Raw genomic sequence first — 13,590 nt, 5'->3', positions numbered from 1 at the left:
CGGGTTTTAAGCGGCTTTATGCAGCTCGAACGCGTCGTGCAGCGCTTGCACGGCCAGCTCCATGTATTTGCGGTCAATAAGCACTGAAATTTTGATTTCCGAGGTGGTGATGACCTTGATATTCACACCCTCGTTCGACAGCACCTGGAACATCTTGGCTGCAACGCCGGTGTGGCTGCGCATGCCGATACCGACGACGGAAACCTTCGCCACATCCGAATCCGCGATCAGTTCATCAAAATTGATCGCACCCGCCGCTTTGGCCGCATCCATCGCGACCTCGGCGCGTTTGATCTGGTCGACGGGACATGACCAGGTCATGTCGGTTCGGCCTTCTTCCGCGATGTTCTGCACGATCATGTCCACGTTCACGCCACCGTCGCTAAGCGCGGTAAAAATCGCGGCGGCGATGCCTGGCCGGTCGGCGACGGACACCAGGGTCATCTTTGCCTCATCCCGAGAAAACGCGATACCCGATACAACATTGCTTTCCATGATTTCTTCCTCATCGCAGACCAGCGTTCCAGCTTCGTCCGATTGCTCTTCAAAGCTGCTCAACACTCGCAACTTTACCTTGTAACGCATCGCCAGCTCGACCGAGCGGGTTTGCAGGACCTTTGCCCCCAAAGACGCCAGTTCAAGCATTTCCTCGAACGCGATCTTATCCAGCTTGCGGGCTTTGGCACTGACACGGGGGTCAGTGGTATATACACCGTCTACGTCAGTATAGATATCGCAACGTTCAGCGTCGAATGCCGCTGCGAAAGCGACCGCAGTTGTGTCGGATCCGCCGCGTCCCAATGTGGTGATGCGTCCTTCGGGGCTGACACCCTGGAATCCGGCAACGACCGCGACACGCATGCCTTCGGCGAACTTGGCCATGATATTGTCCGACGGAATTTCCTCGATCCGGGCCGACGAATGCGCCGATGTGGTCTTGACCGGGACCTGCCAGCCTTGCCAGCTACGCGCAGGTACGTCCATTTCCTGCAACGTCAGCGCCATCAGCCCGGCGGTCACGTTTTCACCCGATGATACGACGGCATCATATTCACGCGCGTCATACAGGGGGGATATCTCGTTCACCCAGCCGACCAGTTCGTTGGTCTTTCCGGACATGGCTGACACGATCACGATCACGTCATAGCCTTTTGCGACTTCGACGCCCACCCGCTTGGCCGCGCGGCGGATACGGTCCAGGGTGGCAACAGATGTGCCACCAAATTTCATCACCAGAACAGGCATAGGTCCCCCGCTACAAAACTCCGGCGCGGTTTACGCGCAAGCAGATGCCTTAGCAAGCCCACGCGACGCTGATCGCGCGGTTCCTTCCTGTCAAAATCACCGTGTTCAGCGGCTTATTCACAGCAACCGGGCCAAAGCCGGTCGCCCCGCAGTCCATTCAAGTTGGAATATCGTCCTTGTCTGGCAGCCAGGCGAGCACCTAGACCGCCAGTTTGACGCAAGATTGCCGCCTCGGGCCGTACAACGTCGGGCCTGCTATTGGGTGGACTGCTTGGGGATAAACGGCAGAGGTATTACTTTTATCCCCTCTTCCATCAAGGAACGCGCCTGATCCAGACGTGCTTCCCCATAGATAGATCTCTCAGGGACGTCGCCAGCGCTCATTGCGCGGGCTTGTTTGACAAAATCGTTCCCCACGTAATCAGAGTTCGCTTCGATCTCATTGCGCAGCGCCGTCAGCTTTTTTTCGAATTCGGTCCGTGGTCGGGTCAATGCCGAGACCCGAGGGTTCACCGCCGGATCATCCTTGTCTGTACTGGACGCCGTGGAAACCCGAGGTGCCATGATCGCCTTGGTCACGTTGCCCGATCCGCAAACCACACACTGAATATGCCCAGCCTTTGCCAGCGCATCAAACGCACTGGCAGATTTGAACCAACTGTCAAAGCGATGGTCGTGGTCACATTTTAAAGAAAACTGGATCATTGTCTTGGCAGTTTGCCCTTTCTGATGGTGCGGCACAATAATATGGTGAGGTCTTGCCGTTACGTCAAGCTATGCGGTGGCCGCCGCGAGGGTCGAAGTCGCGGATCAGTCGCGCAAGCTCGGGCTCCATCACCATTCTGGTCGCTTTCTTGCGAGATACCCATTTGCGACGCCTTTGTCCCGCTTCGGGGTAGTCATCAAGAGTGGCCTTAACCTTGACCGGGTAAACCATCGCCACGACAGGCAAAATTTCCCCGTCACCCATATCTTTTGCATAGGAATACACGCCGAGGCAACCGCCTGTCACCTGGCCCTGCACTCCGGCCTCTTCCCACGCCTCCTGTTCGGCCGCCGCCGCGGGGGTCTTCGCGTTCATCGGCCATCCCTTCGGAACGATCCAGCGTTTGGCATTCCGAGAGGTGATAAGCAGCACCTGCACTTTACCATCACGCACGCGGTAACACAGGGCAGCGAATTGCGACCGAACGTCACCCTTGCGGGCACCATGAATGGAAATAGGCAGTTGTTTCATCTTGAGCATCTTCATCCGGGGTCGGTTTGGCGTATGCACATCACAAAACCTTACCTGCGGCGACTTGGCAAGGCCAGCCACCCTTGCACCCGTCATATGCTTGGCAGATAGTAAGACGTTATGAAAACACTGCTGATCCTCCTTGCTTTTTTCCTGCCCGGCGTTGTCTTGGGGCAACCCGCCCCGGTGACGGTATTCGCAGCCGCGAGCTTGCGCGGGGCGCTCGACGCGGTCGCCGAGGATTTCGGTGCGGATGTCTCCATCTCATACGGTGGCTCCGGGACAATGGCGCGTCAGATCGACGCCGGTGCCCCGGCGGACATTGTCATTCTTGCGGCACCGGTCTGGATGGACTGGCTGCAAGAACGCGGTATTCTGGGGGATGCGCCGCAAACCTATCTGCTGGGTAACCGACTGGTGCTTGTCGCCCCTGCCAACAGCACCATTGCCCCTGATCCCGGAAACCTTGCGGCATCTCTTGGTGACATGCGGCTGGTGATCGGGCAGCGTGACGCGGTGCCTGCCGGGATCTATGCCCGAGAGTGGCTGCAAGCCACAAAGCAGTGGGAAGCATTGCAGAACATGCTTGCCGAAACCGATAATGTACGCACTGCTCTTGCTCTGGTCGCAAGGGCTGAGATGCCGCTTGGCGTCGTCTATCGTACCGACGCCATGGCCGAACCCAAGGTGCGTGTGGTCTACACCGTGCCCGACGACCAACATAGCCCGATAGTGTATCCTGCCGCGGCTCTGACGGATGCGGGCAAGGTGTTCTTGAAATTTCTTCAAACCGATGAAAGCATGGATATCTTCGCCGCACATGGCTTCGCGCCGGTCAAGCCATGACGCCCGACGCCGCCGCATGGGATGCCCTGCGCCTGTCATTGTGGGTGGCATTTTGGGCGACGTTGCTTGCGATCCCCCTCGCGGTGTGGGTCGCGTGGTTACTGGCGCGAAAAGACTTCTGGGGCAAGGCGGTCCTGAATGCTGCAGTTCACCTTCCCCTGGTTTTGCCGCCAGTGGTGACGGGTTACCTGTTGCTGCTTGCCTTTGGCCGGACTGCGCCGTTGGGGCAAGCCTTGAACGCGTTGGGGATACAACTGGCGTTTCACTGGACTGGCGCAGTGCTTGCGGCGATGATCATGGGGTTCCCCCTAATGGTCCGTGCAATGCGGCTCGCCATCGAGGCGGTCGATCCCAAGCTCGAAGACACCGCAGCCACCCTTGGTGCACCGCGTGGAATGGTGTTTTTCCGCGTCACCTTGCCATTGATCCTGCCCGGTGTTCTGGCGGGTACCGTCATGGGGTTTGCCAAGGCGATGGGTGAATTCGGGGCCACGATCACATTTGTCGCAAATATTCCCGGCAAGACGCAAACCCTGCCAAGCGCGATATGGGCGGCGTTGCAGATCCCCGGAGGTGAGCGCCAGGCGGTGATGATGGTGCTGATGGCCTCGATCGTGGCCATCGCCGCGGTGTTGCTGGCAGAATTGTTGGCCAGGCGGGTCGCGGCACGGATCGCTGGCGCATGAGCCTGTCGCTGACGCTTTCGCACCGCTTTGCCGACTTCGCGCTTGACATCACGCTTGAGGCCGGGCCGGGCATCACCGCGCTTTTTGGCCGGTCGGGCGCGGGAAAATCCACTATCATCAACGCGGTTGGTGGCTTGCTTCATCCAAATTCCGGGCGCATCGCGGTTGACGGAGACGTGTTGCTCGATACTGATCTGGGGATTTTTGTGCCCCCCCACAAACGCCGCCTGGGCACGGTCTTCCAGGATGCCCGTCTGTTCCCCCACCTGAGCGTATCGCAAAACCTGATGTTCGGTGCCCGCTATGCCCCGCGCGGCAGTTCCGGGCCGGCGTTAAAGGATGTTGTGGCGTTGCTGGGTTTGCAAGATCTGCTGGATCGTGCGCCGGCAACCCTGTCAGGCGGCCAAAAGCAGCGTGTCGCGTTGGGGCGGGCGCTGTTGAGCCACCCGCGCATGCTGTTGATGGACGAACCGCTGGCCAGCCTTGATGGACCGCGCAAGCAAGAGATCCTGCCGTTTCTCGAACGCTTGCGGGATGGTCCATTGGGTCTGCCGATCCTGTATGTCAGTCATGCCGTTGACGAAATCGCGCGCCTTGCAGATACGCTTGTGCTGATCCAAAGCGGGAGGGTGCAGGCACAGGGCCCGCTTTTTGATGTAATGGCGGACCCCGCCGCCGTTCCCCTGCTGGGCGTGCGCGAAGCCGGTGCGGTGATCGAGGCCGATGTGCTGGACCATGGCACCGATGGGATTTCAACCTTGCGTATAAGCGCCGGTACGCTTGAACTGCCGGGCGTACATGCCGAAACGGGTGCGCGTGTGCGCCTGCGTGTCCTGGCGCAGGATGTGATCCTGTCGTTGACCCGGCCCGAAGGGCTGAGTTCGGTCAACGTGTTACCGGTCGAAGTTGAAGCGATCCATCCCGGCGACGGTCCTGGGGCGGCAATCGCGCTGCGTGCCAACCAGGACCGATTGCTGAGCCGGGTCACCGCCCGTGCAGTGACCGAACTGGGGCTTCGTCCGGGCTTGAAGTGCTATGCGATCCTCAAGGCGACCACCGTCGCACCGGGCAGCATCGGGCGTTAACGTACCCGCTTGCGGCCTACCTTCTCACGCAGACGTTCGACCAGCTTTTCCTGCGGGATATCGGCATCTATCGCCAGCTTGCGCAGACCGAAATGCACATGCGCCATATCCTGGTAATAGCTGGTATACGCATAGTTCGTCGCGGCACCCGCCACGGCACCCAGCACCGGAACAGCCTGCGCCGCAAGCTTTTGGCCCAACACGACCGCGAGGCGCGGCGCGACTTTGGCGATCACCGCCTGCATGGCCCGGCCGCTCAGGGCGACACGCGCAGACAAAAAGCCCAGATCCGCACCGTCGTCGTCGGACAAGGGACCGGCTGCACTGAACACCTGTACGCAGTCAAATTGTACATTCTCGGATAGCGGGTCGAAACCATGCTCGACAGCTACGCCTTGGATGACCCGCAACAGCAAGGTCGTGGTGACCGGCAGTTCGGCCATGGCCGTTGGCAATCCGCCTGCCCCGCCAGCGGCCCCCATGGCCGCGCTGACCGCCTGGTTCAGCCAGCTTTTCTGATCCGGGACCAGGCTACGCGAAGACGTCGCAGCCTTCATCGCCTGATGCAACGCCTTGACCGTCGCGCTTTCCAGATTTTGCCGCACCACCGACGGCAGCTTGTCGATCAACCCTTCGGCGCTTCCGCCAATCACATTCAAGACATTGATACCCAGCCCGCCGGCGCTTTTGTACCGCGCGGCGATCTGGTCCAGCCGCGCTTCTACGTCAATCACACGTGGCAGGTTGCTTTCGATTTGCATGGGGATGGCTCCGGCTGTTGCACTGTGAGATGTAGGTGAGGCACGACCCGTTTCAAGCTGTCCACGCCATGACATCGCCGGCTATACCATCCCATGCGCCATCCACCAGCGCCCGTCCGAGGACACGCGCCGGGTTGGTCGGTGGCGGCATGACCACGTTGTCAAGCAAAGTGAACCCGAAGCGATTGTAATAGGGCGCGTCGCCAACCAGCATGACCCGGCTCCAGCCCAATGGCAGTGCCTTGTCAAGGCTGCCTTCGATCAGAAATCCACCCAACCCTTCGCCCTGACGCGTGGGGTGTACGGCAACAGGGCCAAGCAGCAACGCCGGGTCGCCCGCGCCGATCCTGACCGGCCAGTACCGGATAGCACCGGCGAGAATACCGTCAGCATCCCTTGCGACATGGCTAAGCTCGCGCACGGGCGGGATGCCATCTCTCAGGCGATACGACGACAAGGCTTCGCGACCCGGCGCGAAACAGGTATCATAAAGCGCCTCGACCTCCCAGTGGTCGGCTGCCGTCTCGGGGGTGATTTGATACAAGGGCTGGCACCTCTGGACGGTTTTACTGTGGCAAAGGCCTTACCATAACGCTAGCCATAGGTGCAAACCATGAGGAGAGTTCGATGTTCTACCGTCCCCAAGATGGCCACCCCCTGCCGCACAACCCGTTCAATGCCATTGTCACGCCCCGCCCCATCGGGTGGATTTCTACCCGGGATGCCCAGGGACGCGACAATATCGCGCCCTATTCCTTTTTCAACGGCGTCGCCTATACCCCGCCACAAGTCATGTTTGCCTCGACCGGGACCAAAGCCGATATCGATGGTACAAAAGACAGTATGGCCAACATCCGCGAGACTGGCGTGTTTTGTGTCAATGTCGTGGAATATGCAATGCGTGACGCGATGAACGCATCTTCGGCCACGTTGCCGCATGGTGCCGATGAATTCGCGCACGCCGGTATCGAAAAGGCCGCATGCGATCAGATTGCCTGTGCACGTGTCGCGACAGCACCAGCCAGTCTGGAATGCCGCATGACGCAGATGGTCAAAATCGAAGGCGAAAACAACTTTGTGGTCTTCGGAGAGGTCGTGGGCGTGCACATACGCGACGACTGCATCACCGACGGGAGATTTGACGTTACCACCTATCAACCGCTGTCACGGCTTGGTTATCGCGACTATGCCCGCGTCACCGAAGTGTTTGAAATCATTCGTCCCGATGACTGAAACGATAAGCCCGGCAACATGGATGTCACCGGGCTTTTGACCGTCACGGTGTGGTATTCGGGTCGGCGGCGGCCTAGTGGCCGCCCAGAATACCGGTCCGGACCTGATAATTGACGGCAACCTGATATTCGGGGTCGTCGTCGCTGTCGATCATAAGGTGCCCGGCCTTGGTCAGCAGACGGTGGCAATCTCGGCTGAGATGGCGCAGCTGGATGCGCTTGCCCGCCCCCTCGTATTTCGCCGCAATTGTTTCGATCGCCTGAAGCGCGGATTGGTCGACGACCCTGCTGTCCTCGAAATCCACGATCACTTCGCTGGGGTCGGCCTTTACATTGAACAGCTCGGCAAACCCTTCGGACGATCCGAAGAACAGCGGGCCCTGTATCTGGTAGACCTTGGCCCCCTCCGGGGTGATATAGGTTTTGGCATGGATGCGCCGGGCATTATTCCAAGCATAGGCCAGCGCCGATACGATAACACCGACCACTACCGCGACGGCAAGGTCCTCGTAGACGGTCACGACGGTCACCAGCAGGATCACGAACGCATCCATTAGCGGCACCTTGCGCAGGATCCCGAACGAATTCCACGCGAAGGTACCGATCACGACCATGAACATCACACCAACAAGCGCGGCCAACGGGATCTGCTCGATCAGCGATGAACCGACCAGGATGAACAGCAGCAGGAACACAGCCGCCGCGATGCCCGCCACGCGGGTGCGGCCGCCGGATTTCACATTGATCATCGACTGGCCGATCATCGCGCAGCCGCCCATGCCGCCGAAAAAACCCGTGACCGTATTCGCGACGCCCTGCGCAATGCATTCCTGGCTTGCCCCGCCGCGTGTATTGGTCAGGTCGCTGACAAGGTTCAGTGTCAGGAGCGATTCAATCAGGCCGATGGCCGCAAGAATGACGGCGTAGGGCAGAATGATATAGAATGTCTCAAGATTGAAGGGGGCCAGAGCCGTGCCATAAAGCCCGACGCCATCACCGAAAGGCAGATGGAACATCGGAAACCCGCCCTGGATCGACGCCAGGTCACCAACGCGGGGCACGTCCATGCCTGTCGCGATCACCAGAACGGCGACGATACCTATGCCGGCCAGTGGCGCGGGGATCAGTTTGGTGACACGCGGCATCACCCAGATTATCGCCATGGTTGCCGCCACGAGGGCCAGCATCAGATAAAGTGGACCACCCGACAACCATTCACCGCCCGACATGCCATGGCCGGTATCGACCATGGTACCCGGGACCTTGAACTGGCTCATCTGAGCCAGGAAAATCACGATGGCCAATCCGTTCACGAAGCCCAGCATCACCGGGTGTGGCACCAGACGAATGAACTTGCCCCATTGCATGATCCCCGCAAACATCTGGATTAGTCCCATCAGGATCACAGTCGCGAAGAGATATTCAACCCCGTGCTGCGCCACGAGCGCCACCATCACGACTGCCAAAGCCCCCGTCGCCCCCGAGATCATCCCGGGGCGTCCGCCGATCAGCGCGGTGATCAGGCCAACCAGAAACGCGGCGTATAGCCCCACCAGCGGATGCACCCCAGCGACAAAGGCAAACGCCACCGCTTCGGGCACCAACGCAAGAGCGACAGTCAGCCCCGACAGCAATTCGATGCGCAAGCGCGAGGCCGAGAACGGTTCTCCGGGCATCCAGCGCAGATCGGTAACGTCGAGGTTTTTGGTAAAACTGCGGAAAGTGGTGCGCACCATGGGGCATCCTTCGGATCAAATCGTATCAGTAAGTCGGAGAGGTCTTTCGGGCCTCCTAGCTTAATCGTGAACGAAATGAAACCCACACCGCCTTCAGCCGTTGATTTGCGGCTTTTCATCGGAGTGTTCCTTGGTACTCTGGCCACGACTGAAATCCAAAGGCGTTTCCATGACACAGACGAAAATAGCCATTATCGGCGGATCGGGTATTTACGACATCGAAGGGCTGGAAGGGGCCGAATGGCTAACGGTTGAAAGCCCGTGGGGTGCACCGTCCGATGCGATTCTGACCGGGACGCTTGGCGGCGTTGAAATGGCATTTCTGCCGCGGCATGGGCGCGGGCATGTTCATTCACCATCAACCGTACCCTACCGTGCCAACATTGACGCGCTGAAACGGTTGGGATGCACCGATGTCATAAGTGTTTCAGCCTGCGGTTCGTTTCGTGACGAGATGGCACCCGGGGACTTTGTGGTCGTCGATCAATTCATCGACCGCACGATCGGGCGCGCGCAGACCTTCTTCGGAGAGGGCTGCGTGGCTCATGTGAGTGTTGCCCATCCCACCTGCCCGCGCTTGGGCGACGCCTGCGAGGCCGCGGCCCGCCGCGCCGGCATAACCGTGCACCGCGGCGGCACCTATCTTGCCATGGAGGGCCCGCAGTTTTCGACATTGGCGGAATCCAGGATGTACCGGGAGGCATGGGGGGCCGATGTCATTGGCATGACCAACATGCCCGAGGCCAAGCTCGCTCGGGAAGCCGAACTGTGTTATGCGTCAGTCGCGATGATCACCGACTATGACAGCTGGCACCCCGATCACGGCGAAGTCGATGTGACGCGGATCATCGCCACGTTGATGGGCAATGCCGACAAGGGCAGACAGATGATCAGACATCTGCCCGATCTGCTGGATCCGCGCCGGGAACCTTGTGTCCACGGGTGCGACCGGGCGTTGGAGTATGCGATCCTTACAAAACCCGAAATGCGAGATGCCGCGGTGGTGGCGAAGCTTGATGCAGTAGCGGGCAGGGTTATGTAAACGCTGAACCTGTCGAGGGTCGATGGCGCGTGGCAGATGAGTTTATTTGGCAAAATGAAATGGCGAGGTCGGCAGATCAGCCGCCTGTGTCGTGTGGTATGCGACCGAGCGTGGAAGTGACTTGCTGATCGCGGCGGGCTCGCTTAGGGCTGTCACGCAGGTTTCCGCATTTGCGTGGGGCCTCGCATACTTGCCAACCGACCGGAGCACCGCATGAAACAGGTTCAGGACTACATTCGCACCATTGTTGACTTCCCGCACGAGGGGATCATGTTTCGTGATGTGACCACGCTGTTTGCCGACCCGCGCGGGTTTCGCATGGCTATCGACCAGATGCTGCACCCGTACGCGGGCGTGGACATCGACAAGGTGGTGGGGCTTGAGGCGCGCGGGTTCATTCTGGGCGGGGCTATCGCGCACCAGCTTTCTGTCGGCTTTGTGCCCGTGCGGAAGAAAGGCAAATTGCCCGGGCGTACAATTTCGCAAGACTACAAACTGGAGTATGGCGAGGCGATCGTCGAGATACATGACGATGCCATTCAGCCCGGCGAACGCATTCTTGTCGTCGATGATCTATTGGCCACGGGTGGTACGGCCGAAGCAGGGATCAAGTTGATTGAACGTCTGGGGGGCGAAATCGTGTCATGCGCCTTTATCATTGACCTCCCCGAGTTGGGAGGCCGCGAGCGGCTTGAAGCGATGGGCATCGAGGTGAACGCGCTTTGCCGCTATGACGGAGCGTGAGACACCCGCGCTGCTGACACCAAACCCGATGATAGCTGATCACAGCCGACCCGGTATCGAACCGGTGGAGACATATGCCGCCCCCCCGTCAGGCTGGTGCAGGCAGGATGACACCGGGGTTCATAATGCCGTTCGGATCCAGCGCCGCTTTGATCGCACGGATGGCCGACAGCTTTGCCGGGTCGCCATATCGTGCGAGATCCTTGACTTTGAGGCGTCCGATGCCGTGTTCGGCGCTGACCGAGCCGCCCATCTCGTGAGCGATATCGTGGACCGTGGTCTTGATGATCTCTTGCTGAGCAGCGTGATCTTCGCGTGATCTTCCGGGTTTCGGAAAAACGTTGTAATGCAGGTTCCCGTCGCCCACATGCCCAAAGCAATTGATGCGAAAATCACCCAGGCCGGCGATCGCCTGTTCGGCTTTGCGGATGAAATCGGGTATGGCCCCCAGCGGCACCGAGATATCGTGACTGGAGATCGAGCCAATCTTGCGATTGGCGTGGGGAATCATTTCGCGGATCGCCCAGAAATCATCCGATTGTTGCTGGCTCTGGGCGATCAACCCGTCGACCACGAGATCGGCACTGAACGCGGTCTCGAACAGTTTTTCCAAGGATGTTGTCGGGTCCAGGCCACCGCTAAGTCCAAGTTCGATCAGCACGGTCCATTCGGGGGGCGTCGCGAAAGGTTGGCGCACATCGGGTAGCGTTTCGGCCAGAAAATCCAGCCCGGTGCGGTGGATGATCTCGAACGCGCTTATCATCTCGCCCAACTGGTCGCGTGCAAGGGACAGCAATTCCAACGCTGCGGCAGGAGAATGCACGACCAGCAGCGCGGTACCGGTCTTTGCCGGGCGCGGATAGAGTTTAAGCGCCGCCGCCGTGATCACCCCCAGTGTGCCTTCCGCCCCGATCAACAGATTGCGCAAGTCATAGCCCGTATTGTTTTTCCGCAACCGGGTCAGCCCGTGCCAGATCTGACCGTCAGGTAGAACGGCCTCGAGTCCCAAACACAAGTCGCGCGCGTTGCCGTAGCGAAGCACCCCGGTGCCGCCGGCATTTGTGGCTAGATTGCCCCCGATACGGGCTGACCCCTGTGCTGCCAGCGACAGGGGAAACAGGCGGTCCCGGGCTTCGGCAGCATCTTGTACGTCCGACAGGATGACGCCTGCCTCGGCGATCAACACGTTTTCATCCGGATAGACCGCGCGGACCTTGTTCATCCGCTCGAGCGACAGGATCAGCGGTTTGGGCCCGGTTTCGGCAACCTGCCCCCCGACCAGCCCGGTACCGCCGCCATAGGGAATGACACCGACGCGTGCTGCATTGGCGTGCCAGATCAGCCTGGAGACTTCGTCCACGGTGCGCGGCAGAGCAAGAACGGCCGCCTGTCCGCGATACAACCCGCGTGGCTCTTCCAAGTACCGCGGCTCCGCCTTACGGAACACATCGGGAGACAGATCGGCACGCAGCGCGGCCTCGAACGCGGGATCAGCGGGGTTTAATGTCATGACGTAGTGTTCGCGCCTGGGCTGAGCGGATGCAAGCGGCTTTGTAAGCAACCTTTGGAATAATCAACGCAGAATCGGAGGTTTGTTCGGATCGGTTCCCGGTGCTTGCATGCGCGGTGTCTTTTGCAGGGCCTCCATCTGGGGCAGATCGAACCGCAGGCCGACCTTGGACAATTTCGCGACGGTCGGATCAGAGGGTTCGAAAAAGCCGACATCCATCGCCCCGGCCTCTATCCCCGAGAATGTGAGTGCTTCGGATGCGGCGCGCACTAAGGCGTCCTGTGCACGCGGGATCGCGCCAACAAAGCCCAACATGTGTCCGCGCCCGCCGCCTGTATATTCGACGCCTACCAACCACGCGCCAGCCGCCATGCCTGTGGCCGTCGCCAGCTTGGAATCGAGCGCCGTGATCAATGCCTCGGGTAGACCCTTGGGAGGCATGACCCGTTCTATTCCCGTTTGCACCTGCTGCGCTTCGTTCGCCAAGGTATCACGTAGCCAGGCAATGGCCGTATCGGGTAACAATATCGCCGATGGTGCCGTGTTCATATTGACCGCCATACCCAGCGTCTGTCCTTCGAGCATACCGGCAATCGCGCGTCCCGACAACGCCACGTAGGGCGCAGGTTGCCCGACATAGGCCGCCAGCCTCTCGATCCGGTCAAACACCATCACATAGGCATCATCGAGCAATACAGGATTTACCTGATCGCCCTCCGCTTCGCTCTCGAGCAGCAGAAACAGTTCGACGTCGGCGATACGCTCGTAAAAGCGCAAACGCGCGATTTCGTCGTTTTCATCTGCCATCATAGCTGCGTGGGCGATATCCAGCGGCGTCTTGTCAGTCATCCAATGCATCCTTTACGGCCTTGCGCAGGCGAGGAACCACGTCTTCCTCGAACCACGGATTTTTCTTTAGCCAACCGGTATTGCGCCACGACGGATGAGGCAAGGCAAACACGCCCTCGGGCCAGTTTCGCCAATCGGCGACCGCCTTGGTCACCGAGGTGAAATGTGGCAAATGATAGCGCATGGCGTGGCCGCCTATCAGCACGGTTAGCCGAACGTCGGGTACCGTGGCCAGCGCCTGAGCCCGCCAGGTCTTCGCACATATGGCCGGAGGCGGTAAATCGTTTCCTTTGGCGTCATATCCGGGAAAGCAAAAGGCCATCGGAACAATCGCGACCCGGTCGCGGTCATAAAAAGTTTCCTCATCCACCCCGAGCCAATGGCGCAACCGTTTACCAGAGGCATCCCAAAACGGGGTGTTTGCCTCGTGTACGCGCAGGCCCGGAGCCTGCGACGCGATCAATATACGGGCACCGGGTTGAAACCACACCACAGGGTTGGGACGATGCGCTGTCGCGGTCAGCGCAAATCGGTCAGCGCACAAGGTGCAGCGGCGCAAGGCGGGGCGGATGTCAGTCATATCAAGGCAGATAGCAGAGCAGCGGCAGCTTTCAAAT

The 13,590-nt window shown here is 59.7% G+C and carries 15 protein-coding genes; 6 read left to right on the top strand and 9 right to left on the bottom strand.

Features of this window, described 5'->3' with window-relative positions:
* Positions 1–6 precede the first annotated feature (6 nt).
* The 3 genes from AC13DE_RS13165 to AC13DE_RS13155 form a co-directional block, all read right to left on the bottom strand.
* Positions 7–1,245, bottom strand: coding sequence for an aspartate kinase (locus tag AC13DE_RS13165; RefSeq protein WP_446296224.1), 1,239 nt, complete (start codon positions 1,243–1,245; stop codon positions 7–9).
* A gap of 255 nt (positions 1,246–1,500) precedes the next feature.
* Positions 1,501–1,950, bottom strand: a complete 450-nt coding sequence (locus AC13DE_RS13160; RefSeq protein ID WP_483048068.1) for a DUF1178 family protein — start codon at positions 1,948–1,950, stop codon at positions 1,501–1,503.
* A gap of 64 nt (positions 1,951–2,014) precedes the next feature.
* The gene (locus AC13DE_RS13155; RefSeq protein WP_446296222.1) at positions 2,015–2,482 is read right to left on the bottom strand and encodes an NUDIX hydrolase; all 468 of its coding nucleotides are present in this window, start codon (positions 2,480–2,482) and stop codon (positions 2,015–2,017) included.
* Between the two features lie 120 nt (positions 2,483–2,602).
* On the opposite strand from AC13DE_RS13155, the gene modA reads away from it, so the two are divergent.
* Genes modA through modC form a run of 3 tightly spaced genes read left to right on the top strand, consistent with a single transcriptional unit; the run spans position 2,603 to position 5,099 of the window.
* Positions 2,603–3,328 (top strand): molybdate ABC transporter substrate-binding protein, encoded by a 726-nt coding sequence (gene modA / locus AC13DE_RS13150; protein WP_483048067.1) that lies wholly within the window; start codon positions 2,603–2,605, stop codon positions 3,326–3,328.
* Positions 3,325–4,014, top strand: coding sequence for a molybdate ABC transporter permease subunit (gene modB, locus AC13DE_RS13145; protein WP_446296220.1), 690 nt, complete (start codon positions 3,325–3,327; stop codon positions 4,012–4,014). Before modA ends, modB begins: the two co-directional genes overlap by 4 nt.
* Positions 4,011–5,099: a molybdenum ABC transporter ATP-binding protein gene (modC, locus tag AC13DE_RS13140; RefSeq protein ID WP_483048066.1), complete on the top strand. Its 1,089-nt coding sequence runs from the start codon at positions 4,011–4,013 to the stop codon at positions 5,097–5,099. The genes modB and modC overlap by 4 nt, the downstream gene beginning before the upstream one ends.
* Here modC and AC13DE_RS13135 read toward each other — a convergent pair.
* Positions 5,096–5,860, bottom strand: coding sequence for an EcsC family protein (locus AC13DE_RS13135; protein ID WP_446296218.1), 765 nt, complete (start codon positions 5,858–5,860; stop codon positions 5,096–5,098). The two genes, modC and AC13DE_RS13135, sit on opposite strands and share 4 nt — an antisense overlap.
* Before the next feature lie 52 nt (positions 5,861–5,912).
* Positions 5,913–6,404 carry a GNAT family N-acetyltransferase gene (locus AC13DE_RS13130; RefSeq protein WP_446296217.1) on the bottom strand — a complete coding sequence of 164 codons (492 nt, stop codon included), beginning with the start codon at positions 6,402–6,404 and terminating at the stop codon, positions 5,913–5,915.
* Between the two features lie 83 nt (positions 6,405–6,487).
* Here AC13DE_RS13130 and AC13DE_RS13125 point away from each other — a divergent pair, with 83 nt between their 5' ends.
* Positions 6,488–7,093, top strand: coding sequence for a flavin reductase family protein (locus AC13DE_RS13125; protein ID WP_483048065.1), 606 nt, complete (start codon positions 6,488–6,490; stop codon positions 7,091–7,093).
* A gap of 73 nt (positions 7,094–7,166) precedes the next feature.
* Here AC13DE_RS13125 and AC13DE_RS13120 read toward each other — a convergent pair whose 3' ends face one another.
* On the bottom strand, positions 7,167–8,828 hold the full coding sequence (locus tag AC13DE_RS13120; RefSeq protein ID WP_446296215.1) for a SulP family inorganic anion transporter: 1,662 nt from the start codon (positions 8,826–8,828) through the stop codon (positions 7,167–7,169).
* A gap of 169 nt (positions 8,829–8,997) precedes the next feature.
* Here AC13DE_RS13120 and AC13DE_RS13115 point away from each other — a divergent pair, with 169 nt between their 5' ends.
* A complete protein-coding gene (locus tag AC13DE_RS13115) occupies positions 8,998–9,870 on the top strand; it encodes an S-methyl-5'-thioadenosine phosphorylase (protein ID WP_483048064.1) in 873 nt (290 codons plus the stop codon).
* A 213-nt stretch (positions 9,871–10,083) separates the two neighbouring features.
* Positions 10,084–10,614, top strand: coding sequence for an adenine phosphoribosyltransferase (locus AC13DE_RS13110; protein ID WP_446296213.1), 531 nt, complete (start codon positions 10,084–10,086; stop codon positions 10,612–10,614).
* Between the two features lie 88 nt (positions 10,615–10,702).
* Here the strand turns inward: AC13DE_RS13110 and AC13DE_RS13105 are convergent, their stop codons facing one another.
* The 3 genes from AC13DE_RS13105 to AC13DE_RS13095 form a co-directional block, all read right to left on the bottom strand.
* Entirely contained in the window at positions 10,703–12,124 is a 1,422-nt protein-coding gene (locus tag AC13DE_RS13105; RefSeq protein WP_446315909.1) for an FAD-binding oxidoreductase, read from the bottom strand.
* Between the two features lie 63 nt (positions 12,125–12,187).
* A complete protein-coding gene (locus AC13DE_RS13100; protein ID WP_446296211.1) occupies positions 12,188–12,973 on the bottom strand; it encodes an SseB family protein in 786 nt (261 codons plus the stop codon).
* The gene (locus tag AC13DE_RS13095; RefSeq protein WP_446314165.1) at positions 12,966–13,553 is read right to left on the bottom strand and encodes a uracil-DNA glycosylase family protein; all 588 of its coding nucleotides are present in this window, start codon (positions 13,551–13,553) and stop codon (positions 12,966–12,968) included. The genes AC13DE_RS13100 and AC13DE_RS13095 overlap by 8 nt, the downstream gene beginning before the upstream one ends.
* Positions 13,554–13,590 lie beyond the last annotated feature (37 nt).

The organism is Sulfitobacter sp. L-8 (genome assembly GCF_056859255.1).
The sequence above is the reverse complement of the archived record's forward strand: the minus strand, read 5'-3'. Positions and strand labels throughout refer to the sequence as shown.

What these genes read in the sequence shown, in the direction of transcription:
- AC13DE_RS13165 (WP_446296224.1), bottom strand. Translation starts at nt 1,245, where the DNA reads ATGCCTGTTCTGGTGATGAAATTTGGTGGCACATCTGTTGCCACCCTG.
- AC13DE_RS13160 (WP_483048068.1), bottom strand. Translation starts at nt 1,950, where the DNA reads ATGATCCAGTTTTCTTTAAAATGTGACCACGACCATCGCTTTGACAGT.
- AC13DE_RS13155 (WP_446296222.1), bottom strand. Translation starts at nt 2,482, where the DNA reads ATGAAACAACTGCCTATTTCCATTCATGGTGCCCGCAAGGGTGACGTT.
- modA (WP_483048067.1), top strand. Translation starts at nt 2,603, where the DNA reads ATGAAAACACTGCTGATCCTCCTTGCTTTTTTCCTGCCCGGCGTTGTC.
- modB (WP_446296220.1), top strand. Translation starts at nt 3,325, where the DNA reads ATGACGCCCGACGCCGCCGCATGGGATGCCCTGCGCCTGTCATTGTGG.
- modC (WP_483048066.1), top strand. Translation starts at nt 4,011, where the DNA reads ATGAGCCTGTCGCTGACGCTTTCGCACCGCTTTGCCGACTTCGCGCTT.
- AC13DE_RS13135 (WP_446296218.1), bottom strand. Translation starts at nt 5,860, where the DNA reads ATGCAAATCGAAAGCAACCTGCCACGTGTGATTGACGTAGAAGCGCGG.
- AC13DE_RS13125 (WP_483048065.1), top strand. Translation starts at nt 6,488, where the DNA reads ATGTTCTACCGTCCCCAAGATGGCCACCCCCTGCCGCACAACCCGTTC.
- AC13DE_RS13120 (WP_446296215.1), bottom strand. Translation starts at nt 8,828, where the DNA reads ATGGTGCGCACCACTTTCCGCAGTTTTACCAAAAACCTCGACGTTACC.
- AC13DE_RS13115 (WP_483048064.1), top strand. Translation starts at nt 8,998, where the DNA reads ATGACACAGACGAAAATAGCCATTATCGGCGGATCGGGTATTTACGAC.
- AC13DE_RS13110 (WP_446296213.1), top strand. Translation starts at nt 10,084, where the DNA reads ATGAAACAGGTTCAGGACTACATTCGCACCATTGTTGACTTCCCGCAC.
- AC13DE_RS13105 (WP_446315909.1), bottom strand. Translation starts at nt 12,124, where the DNA reads ATGACATTAAACCCCGCTGATCCCGCGTTCGAGGCCGCGCTGCGTGCC.
- AC13DE_RS13100 (WP_446296211.1), bottom strand. Translation starts at nt 12,973, where the DNA reads ATGACTGACAAGACGCCGCTGGATATCGCCCACGCAGCTATGATGGCA.
- AC13DE_RS13095 (WP_446314165.1), bottom strand. Translation starts at nt 13,553, where the DNA reads ATGACTGACATCCGCCCCGCCTTGCGCCGCTGCACCTTGTGCGCTGAC.